The organism is Micromonospora sp. NPDC048894 (assembly GCF_040649765.1).
GTDB lineage: Bacteria > Actinomycetota > Actinomycetes > Mycobacteriales > Micromonosporaceae > Micromonospora > Micromonospora antibiotica.
In genome coordinates, this window is sequence record NZ_JBEZFY010000016.1 from 1 (window position 1) to 20591 (window position 20591).

The 20591-nt window shown below is 74.3% G+C and carries 19 protein-coding genes; 12 read left to right on the forward strand and 7 right to left on the reverse strand.

Features of this window, described 5'->3' with window-relative positions; genetic code table 11:
* Nucleotides 1-75: 75 nt before the first annotated feature.
* Nucleotides 76-1617 (reverse strand): M4 family metallopeptidase, encoded by a 1542-nt coding sequence (locus AB0C22_RS26510; protein WP_219468778.1) that lies wholly within the window; start codon nucleotides 1615-1617, stop codon nucleotides 76-78.
* Nucleotides 1618-2059: 442 nt separating this feature from the next.
* Between AB0C22_RS26510 and AB0C22_RS26515 the strand changes: the two genes are divergently transcribed.
* The 9 genes from AB0C22_RS26515 (at nucleotide 2060) to AB0C22_RS26555 (ending at nucleotide 13174) form a co-directional block, all read left to right on the forward strand.
* The gene (locus AB0C22_RS26515; protein WP_219468776.1) at nucleotides 2060-3820 is read left to right on the forward strand and encodes an ATP-binding protein; all 1761 of its coding nucleotides are present in this window, start codon (nucleotides 2060-2062) and stop codon (nucleotides 3818-3820) included.
* Between the two features lie 13 nt (nucleotides 3821-3833).
* Nucleotides 3834-4982, forward strand: coding sequence for an exonuclease SbcCD subunit D (locus AB0C22_RS26520; protein ID WP_357537714.1), 1149 nt, complete (start codon nucleotides 3834-3836; stop codon nucleotides 4980-4982).
* On the forward strand, nucleotides 4982-7456 hold the full coding sequence (locus AB0C22_RS26525; protein ID WP_357537716.1) for an SMC family ATPase: 2475 nt from the start codon (nucleotides 4982-4984) through the stop codon (nucleotides 7454-7456). The genes AB0C22_RS26520 and AB0C22_RS26525 overlap by 1 nt, the downstream gene beginning before the upstream one ends.
* 87 nt (nucleotides 7457-7543) lie before the next feature.
* Nucleotides 7544-8509, forward strand: a complete 966-nt coding sequence (locus AB0C22_RS26530) for a hypothetical protein (RefSeq protein WP_219468772.1) — start codon at nucleotides 7544-7546, stop codon at nucleotides 8507-8509.
* A gap of 28 nt (nucleotides 8510-8537) precedes the next feature.
* Nucleotides 8538-9395, forward strand: coding sequence for a fused MFS/spermidine synthase (locus AB0C22_RS26535; protein WP_208570737.1), 858 nt, complete (start codon nucleotides 8538-8540; stop codon nucleotides 9393-9395).
* 82 nt (nucleotides 9396-9477) lie between these two features.
* On the forward strand, nucleotides 9478-10182 hold the full coding sequence (locus tag AB0C22_RS26540; protein ID WP_219468769.1) for a sigma-70 family RNA polymerase sigma factor: 705 nt from the start codon (nucleotides 9478-9480) through the stop codon (nucleotides 10180-10182).
* A 14-nt stretch (nucleotides 10183-10196) separates the two neighbouring features.
* Entirely contained in the window at nucleotides 10197-10961 is a 765-nt protein-coding gene (locus AB0C22_RS26545; protein WP_255597934.1) for a zf-HC2 domain-containing protein, read from the forward strand.
* A 204-nt stretch (nucleotides 10962-11165) separates the two neighbouring features.
* Entirely contained in the window at nucleotides 11166-11843 is a 678-nt protein-coding gene (locus AB0C22_RS26550) for a hypothetical protein (RefSeq protein WP_357537719.1), read from the forward strand.
* A 410-nt stretch (nucleotides 11844-12253) separates the two neighbouring features.
* Nucleotides 12254-13174: a DNA-3-methyladenine glycosylase 2 family protein gene (locus tag AB0C22_RS26555; protein WP_219468764.1), complete on the forward strand. Its 921-nt coding sequence runs from the start codon at nucleotides 12254-12256 to the stop codon at nucleotides 13172-13174.
* A gap of 114 nt (nucleotides 13175-13288) precedes the next feature.
* On the opposite strand, the gene AB0C22_RS26560 is transcribed toward AB0C22_RS26555, so the two are convergent.
* From AB0C22_RS26560 to AB0C22_RS26570, 3 genes are all read right to left on the reverse strand, one after another.
* Nucleotides 13289-13798: a DUF1990 domain-containing protein gene (locus AB0C22_RS26560; RefSeq protein WP_219468761.1), complete on the reverse strand. Its 510-nt coding sequence runs from the start codon at nucleotides 13796-13798 to the stop codon at nucleotides 13289-13291.
* Between the two features lie 79 nt (nucleotides 13799-13877).
* Nucleotides 13878-14300, reverse strand: a complete 423-nt coding sequence (locus AB0C22_RS26565; RefSeq protein ID WP_219468759.1) for an SRPBCC family protein — start codon at nucleotides 14298-14300, stop codon at nucleotides 13878-13880.
* 250 nt (nucleotides 14301-14550) lie between these two features.
* The gene (locus tag AB0C22_RS26570) at nucleotides 14551-14760 is read right to left on the reverse strand and encodes a hypothetical protein (protein ID WP_208569499.1); all 210 of its coding nucleotides are present in this window, start codon (nucleotides 14758-14760) and stop codon (nucleotides 14551-14553) included.
* 133 nt (nucleotides 14761-14893) lie between these two features.
* On the opposite strand from AB0C22_RS26570, the gene AB0C22_RS26575 reads away from it, so the two are divergent.
* Nucleotides 14894-16009: an ATP-dependent DNA ligase gene (locus AB0C22_RS26575; RefSeq protein ID WP_357537721.1), complete on the forward strand. Its 1116-nt coding sequence runs from the start codon at nucleotides 14894-14896 to the stop codon at nucleotides 16007-16009.
* A 74-nt stretch (nucleotides 16010-16083) separates the two neighbouring features.
* A complete protein-coding gene (locus tag AB0C22_RS26580; RefSeq protein ID WP_219470803.1) occupies nucleotides 16084-17622 on the forward strand; it encodes an alpha/beta hydrolase in 1539 nt (512 codons plus the stop codon).
* A gap of 110 nt (nucleotides 17623-17732) precedes the next feature.
* Here the strand turns inward: AB0C22_RS26580 and AB0C22_RS26585 are convergent, their stop codons facing one another.
* Nucleotides 17733-18227, reverse strand: coding sequence for a potassium channel family protein (locus AB0C22_RS26585; protein ID WP_219468753.1), 495 nt, complete (start codon nucleotides 18225-18227; stop codon nucleotides 17733-17735).
* 121 nt (nucleotides 18228-18348) lie between these two features.
* On the opposite strand from AB0C22_RS26585, the gene AB0C22_RS26590 reads away from it, so the two are divergent.
* The gene (locus tag AB0C22_RS26590) at nucleotides 18349-18801 is read left to right on the forward strand and encodes a GNAT family N-acetyltransferase (RefSeq protein WP_219468750.1); all 453 of its coding nucleotides are present in this window, start codon (nucleotides 18349-18351) and stop codon (nucleotides 18799-18801) included.
* Between the two features lie 53 nt (nucleotides 18802-18854).
* Here AB0C22_RS26590 and AB0C22_RS26595 read toward each other — a convergent pair whose 3' ends face one another.
* Both AB0C22_RS26595 and AB0C22_RS26600 read right to left on the reverse strand, forming a co-directional pair.
* A complete protein-coding gene (locus AB0C22_RS26595) occupies nucleotides 18855-19595 on the reverse strand; it encodes an ABC transporter ATP-binding protein (RefSeq protein ID WP_357537723.1) in 741 nt (246 codons plus the stop codon).
* A complete protein-coding gene (locus AB0C22_RS26600; protein ID WP_208569503.1) occupies nucleotides 19592-20590 on the reverse strand; it encodes an ABC transporter ATP-binding protein in 999 nt (332 codons plus the stop codon). Before AB0C22_RS26600 ends, AB0C22_RS26595 begins: the two co-directional genes overlap by 4 nt.
* Nucleotide 20591: the final 1 nt, after the last annotated feature.

The window sequence follows — 20591 nt, forward strand, 5'->3', positions numbered from 1 at the left end:
GCCCGGTGTGGCCACGCCCCGCGGATGAACGCGACGGTCCGGCGGCGACGGAGAGCCGTCGCCGCCGGACCGGGATCAGCTGACGCTCACGGCCGCCCAGGCGGCGGCGACCGTCTTGTACTCGGTGCTGGTCGCGCCGTACAGGTCGGTGGCGGCCGACAGGGTCGCGGTGCGGGCGCCCTTGTAGTTGGTGGTGGTGGTCATGTAGCGGGTCAGCGCCCGGTACCAGATCGCTCCGGCCTTGGTGTTGCCGATGCCGGTGATGGTGGTGCCGTTGCAGGTCGTGCTGGTGCCGTAGGAGGAGGTGCCGCTGCCCACGGCGAGCAGGTAGAAGAAGTGGTTGGCCACACCCGAGGAGTAGTGCACGTCCAGGCCGCCGACCGAGCTGCTCCAGCAGTCCGCCGACTTGCCGTCCTTGGAGGGCTTGTCCATGTAGCGCAGCGGGGTGCCGGTGCTGCGCAGCTTCTCCCCGATCAGGTAGTCGCCCGGGTCCTTGGCGCTGGCCGCGTAGAACTCGACCAGGGTGCCGAAGATGTCGCTGGTGGCCTCGTTGAGGCCACCGGACTCGCCGCTGTAGCGCAGCCCGGCGGTGTTGCTGGTGACCCCGTGGGTCATCTCGTGCCCGGCCACGTCGAGCGAGGTCAGCGGGTACCAGCCGGAACCGCCGTCGCCGTAGGTCATGCAGAAGCAGGCGTCCTGCCAGAACGCGTTGGCGTAGTTGCTGCTGTAGTGCACCCGGCTGTACGCGCCGACGCCGTCGTTGCGGATGCCGTTGCGGCCGTGCGCGCTCTTGTAGTAGTCCCAGGTCTTCTGCGCGCCGAAGGCGGCGTCGGCGGCGGCGGTCTGCCGGTTGGTCAGGGTGCCGTTGCCGAACACGTTGTTGGTGCTGGTGACCAGGGTGCCGGTGCCGCTGGTCCTGCCGTTGAGGTCGTAGGTGCGGTGGTTGCCCCGGGCCGGGTCGGCGAGCTGGTAGGTGCTGCCGGACAGGTTGCTGCCGACCGAGACCGTGCCCGAGTGGAAGGTGTTGCCGGTGCCCTCCCGCTGCACGCCCTCCCACGAGTCGCGGACCGCGCCGGTGGTGGCGTCGACCAGCACGTGCAGCTCGCTCGGGGTGCCGTCGGCGTGGGTGCCGCCGACCACCACCTCGTAGGCGAGGGTGGTCGCGGTGTCACCGGCGTCGAAGACGAGCTGCGCGCCGGCCACGGAGCGGCCGGTGGCGGTCGATGCGGCGTACGCGATCTTGCTGGCGGCGGCCTCGCTGAGCTTGGCCTTCGGGGCGCGTTGCGGGGCGTTGGCGAGGCGGTGGGTGGCGCCGCGCCAGGAGTCGCCCTTGCCGAGGTGGACGACCAGGTCGCCGCCGAGGACGGGCAGACCGTCGGAGTAGCGGTTGAGCCGGACGTGCTCGGTGCCGTCGGCGTCGGTCACCACGTTGCGGGGGGTGAACGTCTGGCCGTCGGCGGCGAGGCCGGCACCGGAGTGGGCCTTGAGCTGGGCGACCGCGCGGGTGAACGGGTCGGCGGTACCGGTGGGTGCGGCGGTGGCCGCCGTGGGCACCGTGACGACGGTGGCCAGGAGAGCGGCCGTGGCGAGGCCGCTCATCAGGGGGGTTCGGCGCATCGGGGTTCTGCCTCCACAGGGACAGTCGGGGGGGTGCCGACTGACGATGGCCCGCCGGTGGTGGACCGTGGGCCGGTCACGTGTCCGCAGGTTACGGGCGTGACAACCGGCACCGAAGGAAGAAGATCCTCGATGTCGGCTGTGGCTATTCTCAGCCCAACCGGCCGGTTTCTGTCACGCCCTGGACCGAGATTTTTTCGGAGTATTTCCGTCACCCCGCGCCACCTGCCGAAACGCGGTCACCCGCACCCGACATCTCGACCGTCGGTGACCGCACACTCCCCCCGGGTCACCGAATCGGCGGTCGTACGCCTCCCCGGGGTCGCCGCCACGGCCGCCCGCCGGTGGCGTCCGCCGCGTCGCGTGGCAACCTGTCGCACTCCTCGGGCAGGATGCAGGTCGTGCGCCCTGACCGAGACGACCAGCTGACCGGAGCCCGCGGATGACCGACGACCGGATCGACGGCCGGATCGACAGCCCCGGCGAGCCCGTCGGCCGGGTGCTCGGCACCGCCGACGCCACCCCGTTGCAGTTCTGGACGGCCGTCTCCCCGGGCAGCTACCTCCAGCTCGACGACGTGGTGGTCACCCGGCGCGACCTGCCCGACCGGGAGCCGGTCACCATCGCCGGGGTGGTCACCCAGGTCCGCGCCCGGCACGAGGGCGCCCAGTTCGAGTCGGACGTCTTCGCCATCGCCGACGGCACCCTCCCGGCCCAGGTGCAGGAGGCCGCCGAGATCACCACCACCCGGGTCGACCCGGAGCTGTACGTGCCGCCCGCGCCGGGCGCGACGGTCTACCGGGCCGAGGGCGACGCCCGCGCCCGCGCGCTGCACTTCGACCGGATGGAACGGCGCATCCCGATGGGGATGGGCCGCGACGGCGTCCCGGTCTACCTCAACGCCGACTTCCTCGACGGCAGCCGGGGCGCACACGTGTCGATCTCCGGCATCTCCGGGGTGGCCACCAAGACCAGCTTCGCCACCTTCCTGCTCTACTCGGTGTTCCGTTCCGGGGTGCTGGGCGGCGACGCGGTCAACGCCAAGGCGCTGATCTTCAACGTCAAGGGCGAGGACCTGCTCTTCCTCGACCACCCCAACGCCCGTCTCGACGATCCCACCCGGGCCGCGTACGCCAAGCTGGGGCTGGCCGCGGGGGCGTTCCCCGACGTGCGGGTGTACGCCCCGCCCCGGGTCGGCGACGCCTCCGGCACCCCCGACGTGAGCAGCCGGCTCACCGGCGTCGACGCCTTCTACTGGACGCTGAGCGAGTTCTGCGCCGAACGCCTCCTGCCGTACGTCTTCGCCGACGCCGACGACGAACGCCAGCAGTACACGATGGTGGTGCACTCGGTCACCGCCCACCTGGCCCGCTACGCCCAGCCCGCCGACGGTGGGGTCAGCGTCGACGGGGTGCGCCTCGGCTCCTACGCCGACCTCGTCGACCACGTCGTCGAGCAGCTCAACGACGACGAGACCCGGGGCGACTGGGCGGGCAGCGCGGTCGGCCTGGGCACCGTCAACGCGTTCGCCCGCCGGCTGATCGGCAGCAAGAAGGACCTGGGTCGACTGATCCGGGGCGACCTGGCCACCCGCCGCCCGCACGCGATCAACACCGCCGAGAGCGCCCAGGTCACCGTGGTCGACCTGCACAACCTCCCGGACCGCGCGCAGCGCTTCGTGGTCGGCGTGACGCTCCGCGGCGAGTTCGAACGCAAGGAGAAGTCCGGCACCGCCAAGCCGCTGCTCTTCGTCGTCCTCGACGAGCTCAACAAGTACGCCCCCCGCGAGGGCTCCTCCCCGATCAAGGAGGTGCTGCTCGACATCGCCGAGCGGGGCCGGTCGCTCGGGGTGATCCTGGTCGGCGCGCAGCAGACGGCCAGCGAGGTCGAGCGGCGGATCGTCACCAACTCGGCGATCCGGGTGGTCGGCCGGCTCGACCCGGCCGAGGCGTCCCGCCCGGAGTACGGCTTCCTCCCGCCGGCCCAGCGGCAACGCGCCCTGCTGGCCAAGCCGGGCACCATGTTCGTCAACCAGCCGGACATCCCGGTCCCGCTGTGCCTGGAGTTCCCCTTCCCGGCCTGGGCGACCCGGGTGTCCGAGGCGGGCCGGGCCCCGTCGGAGACGCTGCGTTCGATCACCGGCTCGATCGACCCGTTCGCCGTGGTCGGCTCGGGCGGCGCCGACGACGACATTCCGTTCTAGGGGGCTGGCCGCCATGAAGATCCTGCACACCTCCGACTGGCACGTCGGCAAGGTGCTCAAGGGGCAGTCCCGGGCCGAGGAGCACAAGCAGGTGCTGGCCGGGGTCATGGAGATCGCCCACGCCGAGCGCCCCGACCTCGTCATCGTCGCTGGCGACCTCTACGACACGGCCGCGCCGAGCCCGGAGGCGACCCGGCTGGTCACCCGGGCGTTGACCGCGCTGCGCCGGACCGGGGCCGACGTGGTGGCGATCGGCGGCAACCACGACAACGGCCACGCCCTCGACGCGTTGCGCCCCTGGGCGGAGGCGGCCGGCATCACCCTGCGCGGCGGGGTCCGCGACAACCCGGCCGAGCACGTCATCGACGGCGTCACCGCCGACGGTGAGCGGTGGCAGCTCGCCGCGCTGCCCTTCCTGTCCCAGCGGTACGCGGTCCGCGCGGTGGAGATGTACGAGCTGACCGCCGCCGAGGCCACCCAGACCTACGCCGACCACCTCGGCCGGGTGCTGGCGAAGCTGACCGAGGGTTTCACCGAGCCGGACCGGGTGCACCTGGTCACCGCCCACCTCACCGTGGTCGGGGCGAGCACCGGTGGCGGCGAGCGGGACGCGCACACCGTCCTCGGCTACGCGGTGCCGACGTCGGTCTTCCCGGGCACCGCGCACTACGTGGCCCTGGGGCACCTGCACCGGTCGCAGCGGGTGATCGGCCCGTGCCCGATCCGCTACAGCGGCAGCCCGCTCGCGGTCGACTTCGGCGAGCAGGAGAACGTCTGCTCGGTGACCCTGGTCGAGGTGGGCGCGCACTCCGCCGCCCGGATCCGGGAGGTGCCGGTGTCGGCGGCGGTGCCGCTGCGTACGGTGCGCGGCACCCTCGCCCAACTGGCCGAGGCCGACCCGCCCGAGGGCTGGCTGCGGGTGTTCGTCCGGGAGCAGCCCCGGGCCGGCCTGCGGGAGGAGGTGCAGGAGCTGTTTCCCCGCGCGTTGGAGATCCGGATCGACCCGGAGCTGCTGCCCACCCCGGGCAGCGGCACCCGGGTCGCCCAGCGGGCCGGCCGCTCCCCCCGCGAGCTGTTCGCCGACTACCTGGGCAGCCGGGGGCACGACGACGACGGGGTCCGGGACCTCTTCGACGAGTTGCTGGAGGAGGTGGAGCGCTGATGCGACCGATGCGGCTGGACCTGGCCGGTTTCACCGTCTTCCGCGACGAGACCACCGTCGACTTCACCGACGCCGACTTCTTCGCCCTGGTCGGGCCGACCGGCTCGGGCAAGTCGACGGTGCTGGACGCGATCTGCTTCGTCCTCTACGGCTCGGTGCCCCGCTGGGGTGGCGCCCGGGGGCTGGCCAACGCGCTCGCCCCGTCGGCGGTGGAGGCCCGGGTCCGGTTGGTCTTCGAGTCGGCCGGCGACCGGTACGTGGCGACCCGGGTGGTCCGCCGCGACGGCCGGGGCACGGTCAAGACCGCCAACGCCGGGTTGCAGCTGATGCCGCCCGGGTTCGACATCACCAAGCTCGACACCGGGCTCAGCCCGGAGGACCTGGGCGAGGTGCTGGCCGGCACCCCGGCCGAGATGGAACAGGCCGTGCTGGACGCGGTCGGGCTGCCGTACGAGCAGTTCACCTCCTGCGTGGTGCTGCCGCAGGGGCAGTTCGCCGACTTCCTGCACGCCAAGCCGGCCACCCGGCAGCAGATCCTGGTCAACCTGCTCGGCCTCGGCGTCTACGAGAGCGTGCAGAAACGGGCCACCGAACGCGCCGGGCAGGCCGAGGCGAAGCTGGAGGCGGTCGCCCGGGTGCTCGGCGGGTTGACCGACGTCGACGACGCGACGCTGGCCACCGCGTCCGCGCAGGTCGACCGGATCCGGGAGCTGTCCGGGGCGGTGGCGGCGGCCGTACCGGAGCGGGAGCGGGCGTGGGCGGCGGCGCGGGAGGCCACGGCGGCGCTGGCGGCGCTCGACGCCGATCTGGCCGGGCTGGCGGGGGTGCGCGCCCCCGCCGGGGTGGCCGAGGTGGCCCACGCGGTGAGCACCGCGCGGGCGGCGGTCGACGCGGCGGCCCGCACCGTGGCGTTGGCCGAGGAGCGGGAGGAGAAGCTGCGCGGCGAGTTGGCGGGCGCGGGCGACGAGAGCGCCCTGCGGCTGCTGCTGCGCGCGCACGCCGACGCGGAGCGGCTCGCCGGCGAGGCGGACACGGTCCGGGCGGCGCTGGACGCGGCGCGGGCCGCGCACGACACGGCGGTGGCGGCGCTCGACGCGGCCCGGGAGGCGGCGGCACGGGCCGAGGCCGAGCTGGAGGCGGCGTTCCGGGCGCACGAGGAGGCCAAGGCCACCGACCAGGCGGTCGCGCTCCGGGCGCACCTGGTCGACGGCGCGACCTGCCCGGTCTGCGTGCAGCCGGTGCCCCGGGTGCCGGCGTTGCCGGCCGGTTCGGCGGTGGCTGCGGCGACCGCCGCCGGCAAGGCGGCCCGGGCGGCCAGCAAGGCCGCGCAGGCGCTGGTCGACGAGCGGGACACCGCCGCCCGGGAGCGGGACCGGACACTGGTCCGGCTGCGGGCCCAGCACGACCAGCTGCACGGCCGGCTGACCGAGCTGGCCGGGCAGCTCGCCGGGGCGGCCACCCCGGCGGCGCTGCGCGACCAGCTCGCCGAGCACGCCCGGCTGCGGCAGGCACTCGACGAGGCGGCGGCGGCGGTACGGTCCGGCCGGGACGCCGCCCGGCGGGCCCGGGGGGCGGCCGACACCGCCGAGGAGCGGCTGCGGGCCGCCTGGCGGGACTTCGACACCACCCGGGACGGGCTGGCCCGGTTCGGGCCGCCGGCCGCCGACCGGGACGACGTCGCCGCCGCCTGGACGGCCCTGGTCGGGTGGGCCGGCGCGCAGGCCGGGCGACGACGGGCCGAGCGGGACGCTCTGGTCGAGGCGGTGCACATGGCGCGGTCGGCCGCCGAGTCGGTCGAGGAACGCCTCGGCGGCCTGCTCGACGCCGCCGGGCTGCCCCCCGCCGACGACCCGGCGCAGGCGGTCGCGGTGGCCGCCGAGCGGGCCGAGGCCGACCTGCGGCGGATCACCGAACGCCGCGCGCAGGCCCTCCAGCTGCGGGAACAGCGCGCCGAGCACGAACGGCAGGCGCGTACGGCGCGGGCGCTGGCCGGGCACCTGCGGGCCAACAACTTCGAGCGGTGGCTGTTGGCCGAGGCGTTGGACCTGCTGGTCGACGGGGCCTCCCGGATCCTGCGGGAGCTGTCCCAGGGGCAGTACGACCTGGTCCACGACAAGGGTGAGTTCTTCGTGGTCGACCACCACGACGCGGGGCTGCGCCGGGGGGTGCGGACGCTGTCCGGCGGGGAGACGTTCCAGGCGTCGCTGGCGCTGGCGCTGGCCCTGTCCGAGCAGCTCGCCGGGATGTCCACCACCGCCGCCAGCCTGGAGTCGATCGTGTTGGACGAGGGGTTCGGCACCCTCGACGCGGCCACCCTGGACATCGTCGCCGCCACCCTGGAGAGCCTGGCCGCCCGGGGTGACCGGATGGTCGGCGTGGTCACCCACGTGCCGGCGCTGGCCGAGCGCATCCCGGTGCGTTTCGAGGTCCGCAAGGACGCCCGCACGGCCCACGTCGAACGGACCGGCCGGTGAGCGCGAGGAGTGCAGCGCAGCGGAGCCCCGCAGTCGCGAACGAAAGGCGGGCCCGGTGAGCGCGAGGTCGGTTCGTGGGGCGGTGACGTGACCGGGCCGCAGCTGTTCGTGGACGCCTGGGACCCGTCCTACGGGGCGTCGTTCGAGGCGACGCCGGGTGGGCCGGTGACGCCGAGCAGCACCCAGGTCGACACCGACGTGGAACTGCCGGCGGTGGACTGGCGGGCGATCGGGCCGCGCCCGGGGGTGGCCGCCCCGGACGTGGTGCTGCTCGTCGACGGGGTACGCCGGATCGACGCCAGCGTGTGGACGGCCGAGGAGGACGGTGCCTCGTACCCGGGGATCGCCGCCTCGTACGCGGCCGGGGTGGTCCGTTGTGACCTGGAGCGCGGCGCGGCCGAGCTGGCCGGGGCACGGGTGGGTCGGGGCCTGTTCACGGCCAGCCCGTCGGCGCAGGAGGTGGCCTGCGGGCAGGTGCGCTACCCGGTGCACCGGGTCGGCGGCACCGGGGAGCTGAGCAAGCTGCCCGCGGCGGTGCAGGCCCCGCTGACCGCCCTGGAGGTCGCCGTGTCCGACGCGGCCCGCACCGACGGGGACCTGCTGGTGGTGGACGGCCCGCTGCGGGCGCGTCGGCAGCTGCCGCGCACCCTGGGCTACATCAAGACCCAGCACAGCCAGTATCTCGACGCCCGGCTCACCGCCGTGGTCACCGGGCTGGGCTCCGGCCAGCGGTCCCCGGTGTTCCGGCTCGGCACCGCCTGGGGTGGCTGGTCGTGGTACCTGCGGCTGCCGGTGACGGTGGGTGCGCCGTGGGCCGGGATCGTCCGGCTGGAGTGCTCGCCCGACCTCGAACCGCAGGACGCGATCGCGCTGGCCGACCTGTCGCTGGTCACCCTGCCCCGGTTCGCCTCCTCGCCGTACAAGGACCCCCGGGCCCCGCAGAACCTGGTGCCGATCGCCGGGTTGGAGCGGCGGCTGCGCGGGCTGCTGGGCGACGCCCGGTTGCTGCACCGCGCGCTGACCATGGCCAGCCGCAGCGGGATGCGTCGCTGATGGGCCACGACCATGGGAGGTGCCGCTGATGGGCCGCCGTCGGGGCGACGACCGGATCGTCGTGGACGTGGACACCGGTCGGGCCGAGCTGGTGCCGGACCCGGACCGGCCGCGCTCGTGGACGCTGCTGCTCGACGACGCCCCGCAGTCGCACGTGGACCTGGCCGACCCGACGCACCTGGAGTTCGAGTACGTCCGTCGGTTCGGCGCGGCGCTGGACCTGCTCGCCCCGCCGGGGGCCCCGCTGCGGGTGCTGCACCTGGGCGGCGGCGCGCTGACCCTGCCCCGGTACGTGCAGGTCACCCGGCCCGGGTCGACGCAGCGGGTCGCCGAGGTCGACGGCGCGCTGGTGGAGCTGGTCCGCCGAGAGCTGCCCTGGCCGGCCGACTCCCGGCTGAAGGTGCGGGTCGCCGACGCCCGGGCCACCCTGGAGGCCAGCCGCGACGGCGGGTACGACGTGGTGGTCGCCGACGTCTTCGCCGGTGCGCGTACCCCCGCCCACCTGACCAGCGCGGAGTACGCGGGGCAGGTGGCCCGGGTGCTCGCGCCGGGCGGCTGGTACCTGGCCAACCTGGCCGACGGTCCACCGTTGCGGCACGCCCGCGCCCAGGTGGCGACGGTGCGTTCGGTGCTGCCCCGGGCCGCCCTGGTCGGTGACGCGGCCGTGCTGCGGGGGCGGCGGCACGGCAACCTGGTGCTGGTGGCGGGGCGGGTCGAGCCGCCGGTGCCGGAGTTGACCCGCCGCGCGGCCGGGGACTGGTTCCCCGGTCGGGTGCTGGCCGGCGACCAGTTGGACCGGTTCGTGGCCGGCGCGGCGGTGGTCACCGACGCGGACGCCACGGGCTCCGTTCCGCCGCCGCCAGGAATTTTTTCGGTCCGCCGTTGATCCGCCGGGATGGGCGTTCCGTATCAAGGGTCGGCGCCCTCCCCGTGGGCCCGCTGATGTCGGTGGACAGCAGGAGGTCTGGATGAGTGCGGTCGCGGCCGGCTTGCACGGCGAATTGGCCAGGCCAGGGTGGATGTTCGCCCGGGCCCAGCCGCAGTCGCGTGCGTCGAGGTCAAGCCGGGGGGTCGACGCCGGCCCCACCGATCGCCAGAATGGCCCGGTGACTCCGCGGTCGGCGCCCGGGCGGCACCAGGCCCCGGCGACGACCCCGGAGGCGAGCCACTCCGACCAGTTGGTCCGGCTGCTCTACGCCGAGCACGCCGGCCCGCTGCTGATGTTCGTGATGCGGTTGACCGGTGGTGACCGGCAGCGCGCCGAGGACATCGTCCAGGAGACGCTGCTGCGGGCCTGGCGCAACGCACACCGGCTGGGCGTGCAGGGGCAGGGTTCGCTGCGGCCCTGGCTGGTCACGGTGGCCCGGCGGATCGCCATCGACGAGCACCGCAGCGAGCAGGCCCGCCCGCCGGAGACGTACGACCGGGATCTGACGGCGTTCGCCGAGGCGGACAGCACCGACCGGGTGCTGCGCACCATGACGGTGGCGGACGCGCTGCGTACGTTGAGCCAGTCGCACCGGGAGATCCTGGTGGCGACGTACTTCCGTGGCCGGACGGTGCCGGAGGCGGCCGAGGAGTTGGGCCTGCCGCTGGGCACCGCGAAGTCGCGGGTCTACTACGCGCTGCGCGCGCTGCGCACGGCCCTACAGGAGAGGGGGGTGACGGAATGAGCCGGGCAGACCATATGGACGTAGCCGCCTACGCGCTCGGCGTCCTGGACGTGCAGGACACCGAACGGTTCGAGGAACACCTCGCGACCTGCTGGGCGTGTGCCGCCGAGTTGGAGACCATGGTCCCGGTGGTGGGGCTGCTCTCCGACATCGACGGCGAGACGATGATGGCGATGGAGCAGACCGCGACGGACCCGCGGCTGTTGGACCGTACCCTGGTCGCGGTCCGTACCCACCGGCGCAAGGCCCGGTTCCGGCAGGTGCTGTCGATGGCCGCCGCGGTGGTGGCGGTCGGCGCGCTCAGCGGCGTCGGTGTGGCCACCTTCGGCAACCCGGGCGGCGGTTCCGGCCCGGTGATCGCCGAGCCGAGCCGGTCCGCGCCGGTGGACGGGCCGGCGAGCCCGCAGCCGACCCGGTCGGGGCCGTCGGTGGGTGGCACCGAGATCGAGGGCGACCAGTTCGACGCGACCGACGGCAGCACCGGGGTGAAGACCACCATGTGGCTCGCCAGCAAGGAGTACGGCACCTGGATCGGGTTCAACCTGACCCGGCTGCCCGGCCCGCGCACCTGCCGGCTGGTGGTCATCCGCAAGAACGACACCACCGAGGTGATCTCCACCTGGGCGGTGCCGGGAACGGGTTACGGCACCACCGCCAACCCGCAGAATCTCCAGTTGGAGGCGTCCACCTCGGCGCCGCGCGGTGAGATCGCGAAGTTGCAGGTGCAGTCGGTGGACGCCAACGGGGTGGCGAGTCCGCTGGTGACCCTGGTTCCCTGAACCAACCGTCGAAACGGCGTCGACCCGGTCCGGGTCGACGCCGTTTCGGCTTTCCGGGCCCGGAGGGTGCCTCTGCTGGCGCACACGTACGGCCGGCCGGAACGGTTCAACGAATCAGATGTGAAATGGCCCACTGTAGATCGTTCAACCTTGACAGTGGACGCTCCGTACTACTCGGTGAACCGCCAAGAATGAGGAGGGCACGTGGCAAAGATCAAGCGGACGACCGTCATCGTCGCGAGCGCGGTGGTCGCACTCACGGCCTGCGCACCCGCAGGTTACAACGGAGCGAACTCCAGCGCAGCCGAGCCGGTCGCCGTCGCCGCGGCCGAGCCCACCGCGTCGGTCGAGCCGGATTCCTCGGCCTCCCCCGGTGCGCCCGGCGCCTCGGGCGCCCCCGCCGCCGACCAGGCGCCGCCCCCGGCCAACGTTCAGCTCACCGACCAGCTCGTCGGTAAGAAGATCGCCCGGATGGGCAAGGTCGTGGTGGACCAGGAGGGCTTCATCCTCTACCGCTTCGACAAGGACTCCGACGATCCGCCGTCGTCGAACTGCGTCGACAAGTGCGCCCAGGTCTGGCCGCCCGCGCTGACCGACGGCAACCCGCAGCTCCAGGGCGTCTCCGACGACAAGGTCGGCACCGTCACCCGCCAGGACGGCACCCGCCAGATCACCATCGGTGGTTGGCCGGTCTACCGCTACATCGGCGACAAGAAGGCCGGCCAGTGGAAGGGCCAGGGCGTCGGCGGCACCTGGTTCGTGGTCGACCCGAACGGCAAGAAGAACCTGACCTGCCTGCCCACCGGCACCCCGAAGGCGGTCGCCCCGCCGGCGGCCGGCGACTCGGGCGGCTCCAGCAGCGGCGGCGACTACACCTACTGATCCAGCATCAGCCGGGACACGGTGGCCGGTCGCAGCCGGGGAGGGCGCGGCCGGCCACCGGCACACCAGGGCCTCGACGTACCGGCAGCGTCGCACGGTCCCGGCCGCGACGCCGGCCCTCACCGGGCCGGCGTCGCGGTACCACCCGCCGGACCCTCCCCCCACGAACCCCCGGAGCGGACGAGGGCGGTGGACGCGCCACACGCCAGCGGGCGCGCGCCATCGAAGGTCCCCCCAACCCCGCACCCACGGCCGCTCGGGCGGCCGGTCCACTCCGGGATGGAGACACCGCCGACGCGCAGGGCGTCGGCGGTGTCGTCCATTTCCGGCCCCGGCCCCTCGCCGGGGCGGGGCCGGACGCCGGGGCGGGGCCGGGTGACCCGGCCGCCCGGGCATGGCACAGTGACGGGGTGACCTGGGACGAGCCGGCAGCACGCCGGGTGCTGCGACCGCCGGCCGACTACCGGTTCACCGCCTCCGTCCGGCCCCTCACCTTCAGCCCGTACGACCCGTGTGCGCGGATCGCCGCCGGCACCTTCTGGTGGGCCACCCGCACCCCGGCCGGTCCGGCCACCCTCGCCCTGCGCCCTGGGCAGGGGGAACTGGTCGCCGAGGGCCACGGGCCGGGTGCCGACTGGGTGGTCGAGCGGGCCGACGCGGTCGCCGGCCTGCGCGACGACCTGACCGGCTTCGCCGAGCTGGCCGCCGCCCATCCGGTGGTGGCCGAACTGGCCGCCCGGCACCGGGGGCTGCGGATGCCCGCCACCGGCCAACTCTTCCCCCGGGTGCTGCGCGCCGTCTTCGAACAGAAGGTCACCGGCACGGAGGCGTACCGGGCGTACGCGGCGACCGTACGGCACTTCGCCGAGCCCGCGCCCGGCCCGTTCCAGCCGCTGCTGCTGCCACCCGACGCGGCCACCGTGGCGGCGACGCCGTACTGGGTGTTCCACCCGTTCGGCGTGGAGCAGCGCCGGGCCGACACGCTACGGCGGGCCGCCGCCCTGGCCGACCGGCTGGAACGCTGCGTCGACAGCGCCGAGGCGACCCGACGGCTCACCGCGATCCCCGGCATCGGCCCGTGGACCGCCGCCGAGGTGGTCCGGATCGGGTACGGCGACCCGGACGCGGTAAGCGTCGGCGACTACCACGTGCCGAACACGGTGGCCTGGGCGCTCGCCGGTGAGGCGCGCGGTGACGACGCCCGGATGCTCGACCTGCTCGCCCCGTTCCGGGGTCACCGGGGTCGGGTCTGCCTGCTGCTGGCCGTCGCCGGCATCCAGGCGCCCCGGTTCGGTCCCCGGATGCCGATCCGCTCCTTCGCCCGCTTCTGACCCCTCCCCACCAGCCACCGTCGCCCCGCCGGGCGGGGACCCGGTGCGCCGTGTCGCCGATGCAGGGGGCTACCGGGGCGGGTGGCTGCCGTTACCGAGGCGACCCCGGGTCGCTCATGACGTCGGCTGGTGGGAGAGCCGGCGCAGGGTGTGGGCCAGCCAACGGGCGTACCCGTGCTGGACGGCGCGACCGGCGGGCCCGGCGGCGGTCATGAACCAGCGGTCCGGCCGGCTGAACGCGGTGACCTCGAAGCTGACCCTGCCTTCAGCGTCGCAGCGGACCAGGAACGCTTCCTCCCCGCGTTCCGGATGGCCGGGCAGGGTGCCGTAGCCGAAGCCGGCCTCCCGGTCGCCCTCGGCCACCCAGACCACCTCGCACGGCCCCCACACCCGCAGTGGTCCCAGCCCGAGCCCCGGGGTGACCCGCGCCCCGGGCGCGGCCCGGGGCGCGTCGGTGCGCATCCGCACCCCGGCCGCCCGGTGCAGCCGCCAGCTCAGCACCGCCTCGGCGGCGACCAGGAAACTGCCGGGCGGCATCGGGGCGGTGTGCCGCAGGTGGTGGTAGCCCGCCGGTAGCGGCCCCCGTCGGGTCGCACCCACCTCGGGGTACGTCAACTCGGACACCGTGCCTCCCCAGGGTCATCCCCAGCCTATGGCCGATGTCGTCGACCGGCGACCCGACCGGCGGTGCCGCCCACCCGGCTCAGCCGGCCTCGCAGCGTCGCCGGAGCCCGTCGGCCTCCAACCGCAGGTAACGGCGCACCAGCCGGCCGCCGAGCCGGCCGGTGGGTCCGGCGAGGGGTCCGGTGAGCACCAGGGCCAGCTCCACCCGGACCCGACCGTCGGGCAGCGGCACGATCCGGTGCTCGCCCCGGCTGTGCACCCCCGGGGTGCTGGACTCCCAGACGAAGCAGCGGGGCGGGTCGATCTCGGTGACCCGCCAGGACGTCGGACGGAGCCAGGGCTGCTCCAGCCGGGCGGTGGCCCCGAGGACCAACGGTCCGGCCTCACCCCGGCGGGCGGTCCGCACCGATTCGGTCCACTCGGGCCAGCGGTCGATGTCGCTCTGCACCGCCCAGACCGTGTCGATGTCCGCGTCGATCTCGGTCGCCGTCTCGAACCGCATGCCGCCTCCGTGGCTCCACCGGCGGCACCCGCGTGCCGCCCGGTTCCCCGACGAGCCTGCCGCAGCGATCGTGACCGGGCCACCCTCCGGTCGCCCTCCCGACCGTGCGACCTCCCGACCGTGCGCCCGCCGGGACGCGGCCCGGCCGGACGCGGGGATCGGACGTAGCCTCGACCGGACGGGGCCTCGACCGGACGCAGCCTCGGCCGGGGCGCGGGTCAGCCGGGTGGGGCCTCGGCCGGTGCGCGGGTCAGCCGGCCTCGCGCAGGTCGGCCAGGTCCAGCGGGGTGTGCCGGTGGAGCAGCTCGGTCAGTTCGGCGACGGTGCCCGCCTCGCCGAGCACGTTCCTGCCGCCGCCGAAGCGGGCCGGATAGCGGTGCACCAGGCGGTAGCGGTGCCGGCCCCGCACCAGCTCGACGCTGACCTGCCAGCGCCCACAGCAACCACACCGCCACTCCACCCCGCGACGGTAGCTCCGAGCTGCGCAGACGAATCCGCCCCCGAGGGACGGCCGGTACCCACGGGGACACGCCGGACCGGGACCGACGGTGATCTGCCTCACCACTGTCGGTGGCGTCTGGTTGACTGTCGCCGTGGACCTGCCGATCAACCCGCCGGTCGAGCCGATGCTGGCCAAGAGCGTGGCCCGCCTGCCCACCGATCCCGGCCTGACCTACGAGCCCAAGTGGGACGGCTTCCGCTGCATCGTGTTCCGCGACGGCGACGAGGTCGAGCTGGCCAGCCGGGGCGGCAAGTCGATGACCCGCTACTTCCCCGAGGTGGTCGCGCAGGTGCTGGCGCAGCTGCCCGAGCGGTGCGCGGTCGACGGCGAGCTGATCGTGATCCGGCGCGACGGTCCGGGCGGCCAGCCCCGGCTCGACTTCGAGCAGCTCGCCCAGCGGATCCACCCGGCCGCCTCCCGGGTCGCCCTGCTCGCCGAGACGACCCCGGCCGACTTCGTCGCCTTCGACCTGCTCGCCCTCGACGACGAGCTGCTGGTCGACCAGCCCTACCCGACCCGGCGGGAGCGTCTGGTGCGGGCGCTGGCCGGGGTCCGGCCGCCGGTGCACGTCACCCAGGTCACCACCGATCCGGAGACCGCCCGGCGCTGGTTCGAGGTGTTCGAGGGTGCCGGGCTGGACGGGTTGATCGTCAAGCCGGCCGACCTGACCTACCAGCCGGGCAAGCGGCTGATGGCCAAGGTCAAACATGCCCGGACGGCCGACGTGGTGGTCGCCGGGTTCCGCTGGCACAAGTCCGGGCCGGTGGTCGGCTCGTTGCTGCTGGGCCTCTACGACGACGCCGGGGTGCTGCACCACGTCGGGGTCAGTGCCTCGTTCACCATGGCCCGCCGGCAGGAGCTGCTCGACGAGCTGGCCCCCTACCGGGAGGGCGACGCGGAGCACCCGTGGGTGCACGGCGACCACGAGCGCGGCCAGCGGATCCCCGGCGGGGTCAGCCGCTGGACGGGCGGCAAGAACCTCGACTGGGTGCCGCTGCGCCCCGCGCTGGTGATGGAGGTCGGCTACGACGCGATGGAGGGCGACCGGTTCCGGCACACCGCCCGGTTCGTCCGCTGGCGGCCCGACCGCGATCCCCGGTCCTGCCGCTACGACCAGCTCGACCGCCCGGTGCGCTTCGACGTCGACCAGGTGCTCCGGGGCGATCCGGCGGCGACCGTGCCGCCGGACGCCGGCACCCGGGCGTAGCCTGACTGCTACCCGATCATGGAGGTTCGCCGGTGACCAGCACCGCCCGCCGCAGCCGCCGGTTCCGGCTCGCCCTGGCCGGGTTCGTCGCGGGCGCGTTGCTCGTCACCGGGTGCACCCTGCCGGCGTTCGCCCCGCGGACGGAGGACTCGTCGGCGGCGGCACCGGGCGACACGCCCGCCTGGCGGGCCTGCCCGGAGGTGGCCGACGAGCTGGTGGGCCGGGGTGCCCCGGGCATGCGCTACGAGTGCGCCCGGATCGCGGTGCCCCGCAACTGGGGTGCCGGGACGGGAGCGACCACCGGACCGGGCAGCGGCGAGACCTTCGAGATCGCGCTGCTGCGGGCCCGGTCCTCGAAACAACGGGACCGGATCGGTTCCCTGGTGATCAACCCGGGTGGGCCGGGCGGTTCCGGCGTGGACACCGCCGTCTACCTGTCCTTCGGGCCGTCCTTCGGGGGGCTGCCCGCCGCGGTCACCGACCGGTTCGACATCGTCGGCTTCGACCCACGCGGGGTGTCCCGGTCCAGCCCGGTCAAGTGCATCTCCGACGCCGACCTGGACGCCAGCTTCGGCTACGACCCCGACCCGCGCAGCCAGCAGTCGTTCGACGCCTACCAGGCGCTCAACCGGCGGATCGGCCAGGGCTGCGGCAACCGGTACGGCGACCAGCTCCCCCTCTACGGCACCGAGCAGGCCGCCCGGGACATGGACGCGGTGCGGGCCGCCGTCGGCGACGACAAGCTCACCTACCTCGGCTACTCCTACGGCACCCTGCTCGGCGCGACCTACGCCCAGCTCTACCCGCAGCGGGTCCGGGCGCTGGTGCTCGACGGTGCGGTCGACCCCCGACAGCAGTTGGTGGCCGGGTCGGAGAGCCAGGCCCGGGGCTTCGAGCGGGCATTCGACAACTTCGACCGGTGGTGCGCGGCGAATGCCGGCCGCTGCCCGATCGCCCCGGACGCCCGGGCTGCGGTGACCGCGGCGATCGACAAGGCGAAGGTCTCCCCGGTACGCGGTGCCGACGGGCGGGAGGCCACCTCCGGGTGGGTCTTCTACGCGGTGATCTCCTCGCTCTACACCGAGTCGGGTTGGGAGGAGTTGGCCCGCGCGATCGACCGGCTCGACGAGGGCGACCCGACCGACGTGTTCAAGCTCGCCGACGCGTACGCCGGGCGGGGCGAGGACGGGCACTACTCCAACCTCTTCGACGCCAACCTCGCGGTCAACTGCGCCGACGAGACCGAGAAGCCCAGCGTGGCGCAGATCCGCCAGTTGCAGTCGCAGTGGCGGCAGCAGTACCCGCTGTTCGGGCCGGCCCTGGCGGTGGGGATGTTCGGTTGCGTCGAGTGGCCGGGCGGGCGGGACCCGTACCCGACCGGCCCGGCCGACGGGGCGCCACCGATCGTGGTGGTGGGCACCACCGGTGACCCGGCCACGCCGTACGAGCAGACGGCCCGGCTGGCCGCGATGCTGGGGGTCGGCCGGGTGCTCACCTGGGAGGGCGAGGGGCACACCGCCTACCCGCAGACCGCCTGCATCACCGAGGCGGTGGACGCCTACCTGATCTCGCTCACCGTCCCCCGGGAGGGGTTGCGCTGCCCCGCCCGCTGACCCGGCGACGCCGCCACCGGGCGATGGACGCTCCCGCCGGGCGAGACGGTCACCGACCCCACCACGTCACGGTCGCTGCTCCGACCGGGTTTCGGGGTCGCTGCCGGTGGTCAGCGGCGGTTGCGGCGTCCGCGCAGCCGCTGCCTGACCAGGGTCGCGTGGTCCGGTGGGGCCGGCGGCGGTGGCAGCTCCGGCAGCTCGATGCCCTGCCGGGCGGCCAACTCCTCCAGCAGCGCCCGCATCCGGCGCACGTCGTTCTTCAGCTCCTCCTGCTCGACGTGCTCGAAGGCGTCGTCGTCGACGATGAGCCGGCTGGCGAAGTGCGCGGTGATCAGGGGAATGACCAGCAGCACCATGGTGGAGATCAGCAGCGCGGCCAGGACGCGTCCCTGCCAGCTGGTCGGGGAGATGTCGCCGTAGCCGACGGTGGAGGCGGTGACCACCGCCCACCACACGGCGTCGGCGGCGCTGCGGTGCTCCACCTGGCCGTAGATCACCCCGGCCACCACGATCATCAGCAGGTACGACGTGATCAGCGTCCGGGGCGAGTTGGCGAAGTACACCAGGCCCCGGTAGACCCACCGGAACGGCAACAACAGCTTCATGCCGCACCATGCTGCCTCCCGGACGCCACCGCCGCCCGCCGGGCGTCCGACGACCGACCGCAGGCCGGGACACCCACCTGTGCCCGGCGACCGGGCGGGGTGCTGTGACAGGCTGCCGGTCATGACCGACGTGATCCTCCGCGAGGCGGTCCGGGACGACCTGCCCGCCATCCTGGCCCTGCTCGCCGACGACGTGCTCGGCCGGACACGCGAGCACACCGGGGTGGACGAGGCGTACGAGCGGGCGTTCGCCGCCATCACCGCCGACCCACGCAACCAGCAGCTGGTGGCCGAACGCGCCGGGGAGGTCGTCGGCTGCTTCCAGCTCACCTACATTCCGGGGCTGGGCCGGCACGGCGCGGAACGGGCGCTCGTGGAGGCGGTCCGGGTCCGCTCCGACCTGCGCGGGCACGGGGTGGGCCAGGCGATGATGACCTGGGCGATCGACGAGGCTCGACGGCGGGGCTGCGGGTTGGTGCAGCTCACCACCGACAAGTCCCGCACCGACGCGCACCGCTTCTATCAGCGCCTCGGCTTCGTCGCCAGCCACGAGGGCATGAAACTCCCCCTCTGACCGTGAGGATGTGGGAGCGGGTCACCCGGCCGGTCTGACCCACTCTCTGCCGGTCAGTCGTCGACCAGGCGGCCGTCGCGCAGGGTCAGCGCCCGGTCGGCCACCTCGATCAGAGCCGGGTCGTGGGTGGCGACCAGGGCGGTCATCCCCCGCGCGTGCACCACCGCGCGGAGCAGGTCCATGATCGCCCGGCCGGTCTCGGAGTCGAGCTGACCGGTCGGCTCGTCGGCGATCAGCAGGTCGGGTTCGTTGGCCAGGGCGCGGGCCACGGCGACCCGCTGCTGCTGCCCACCGGACAGCTCGTACGGGCGCTGACCGGCGTGGCCACCCAGGCCGACCAGTTCCAGCAGCACCGCCACCCGCTGCTCACGCTCCGCCGCCGGGACCCGGGCCAGCCGCAGCGGCACCCCGACGTTCTCCGCCGCCGACAGGATCGGCACCAGCCCGAAGGTCTGGAACACGAACCCGACCGTGCCCCGGCGCAGCCGCAGCAGCTCGGCCTCGCCGGCACCGGTGACGTCGTGCCCGGCTACCCGGACCCGGCCGGTGTCCGGTCGGTCCAGCCCGCCGACCAGGTTCAGCAGGGTGGTCTTGCCCGCGCCGGAGCGGCCCCGCACCGCCACCAGCTCACCCCGGGCGGCGGTGAAGGAGACCTCACGGACGGCGTGCACGGCGTGCCGTCCCCGGCCGAACGTCCGGCTCACCCCCTCGACCCGGACCACCTCGTCGGTGACCGCGTCGGCGGCCCGGACGACCGTCGTGTCGGCCCGGACGGCGGGAACCTGCTCGCTCATGCGTCACTCCCGTTCTGGTCCGGCGTCTGGTCGCCGGGGCGGACTTGCACGTGGTCGGGGGCGAGATCGAGGCGGACCCGGTCCCGCAACGCCAGGGCCGCCACGAAGGGCGCCGGGAGCTGCATCCGGCCGGTCCGGTCCAGCACCGCGTACTCCTCGCTGACCAGTTCGGTGCTGCCGTCGGCGCCGATCCGCGCGGTCCGGCGTACCTCGGAGGCGGTCCGGCCGTCGCGGATCGCGACGGTGCGGCGGACCTGGTCGGCGACGGCGTGGTCGTGGGTGACCACCACCACGGTCACCCCCAGTTCGGCGTTGATGGTGCGCAGCGCCGCGAAGACCTCCGCGCCGGTCGCCTCGTCCAGCTCCCCGGTCGGTTCGTCGGCGAAGAGCACCTCCGGGTCGTTGGCGACCGCCACCGCCACCGCGCAGCGCTGCTGCTCACCACCGCTGAGCTGCCCGGGACGCCGGTCCGCGCAGTAGCCCACCCCGACCAGGTCCAGCAGCTCGTCGGCCCGTCGTCGGCGGGCCCGGCCACCACCGCCACGCCGGGCCAGCCGCATCGGCAGCTCCACGTTCTCCCGGGCGGTCAGGTACGGCAGCAGGTTGCGGCCGGTCTGCTGCCAGACGAACCCGACGGTGTGCCGCCGGTAGCGCAACCGGCGGCGGGCCGACAGCGCCAGCAGGTCGTAGTCGGCCACCCGGGCGATCCCCGCCGTCGGCGTGTCCAGCCCGGAGAGGATGTTGAGCAGGGTCGACTTGCCCGAGCCGGAGGCCCCGACGATCGCCACCAGCTCACCCCGGTCGATCACCAGGTCGAGCCCCTGGAGGGCGACCACCTCGACCCCTTCGGTCTTGAAGATCCGGACTAGGCCGTCGCAGACGATGTGCCCGCGCAGCCGGTCCTGCCCGCCGGCCCGTTCGGCCGCCCGCTGCGCCGCCCGGCGTTGCAGGTCCGCCAGGTCGGGTACGACGGGGTTCTGGGCGGTCGTGGTCATC

Excerpts from the sequence above, each read along its gene's own strand:
- AB0C22_RS26510 (WP_219468778.1), bottom strand. The coding sequence starts at position 1,617 with ATGCGCCGAACCCCCCTGATGAGCGGCCTCGCCACGGCCGCTCTCCTG.
- AB0C22_RS26515 (WP_219468776.1), top strand. The coding sequence starts at position 2,060 with ATGACCGACGACCGGATCGACGGCCGGATCGACAGCCCCGGCGAGCCC.
- AB0C22_RS26520 (WP_357537714.1), top strand. The coding sequence starts at position 3,834 with ATGAAGATCCTGCACACCTCCGACTGGCACGTCGGCAAGGTGCTCAAG.
- AB0C22_RS26525 (WP_357537716.1), top strand. The coding sequence starts at position 4,982 with ATGCGACCGATGCGGCTGGACCTGGCCGGTTTCACCGTCTTCCGCGAC.
- AB0C22_RS26535 (WP_208570737.1), top strand. The coding sequence starts at position 8,538 with ATGGGCCGCCGTCGGGGCGACGACCGGATCGTCGTGGACGTGGACACC.
- AB0C22_RS26540 (WP_219468769.1), top strand. The coding sequence starts at position 9,478 with ATGAGTGCGGTCGCGGCCGGCTTGCACGGCGAATTGGCCAGGCCAGGG.
- AB0C22_RS26545 (WP_255597934.1), top strand. The coding sequence starts at position 10,197 with ATGGACGTAGCCGCCTACGCGCTCGGCGTCCTGGACGTGCAGGACACC.
- AB0C22_RS26565 (WP_219468759.1), bottom strand. The coding sequence starts at position 14,300 with ATGCGGTTCGAGACGGCGACCGAGATCGACGCGGACATCGACACGGTC.
- AB0C22_RS26585 (WP_219468753.1), bottom strand. The coding sequence starts at position 18,227 with ATGAAGCTGTTGTTGCCGTTCCGGTGGGTCTACCGGGGCCTGGTGTAC.
- AB0C22_RS26590 (WP_219468750.1), top strand. The coding sequence starts at position 18,349 with ATGACCGACGTGATCCTCCGCGAGGCGGTCCGGGACGACCTGCCCGCC.
- AB0C22_RS26595 (WP_357537723.1), bottom strand. The coding sequence starts at position 19,595 with ATGAGCGAGCAGGTTCCCGCCGTCCGGGCCGACACGACGGTCGTCCGG.
- AB0C22_RS26600 (WP_208569503.1), bottom strand. The coding sequence starts at position 20,590 with ATGACCACGACCGCCCAGAACCCCGTCGTACCCGACCTGGCGGACCTG.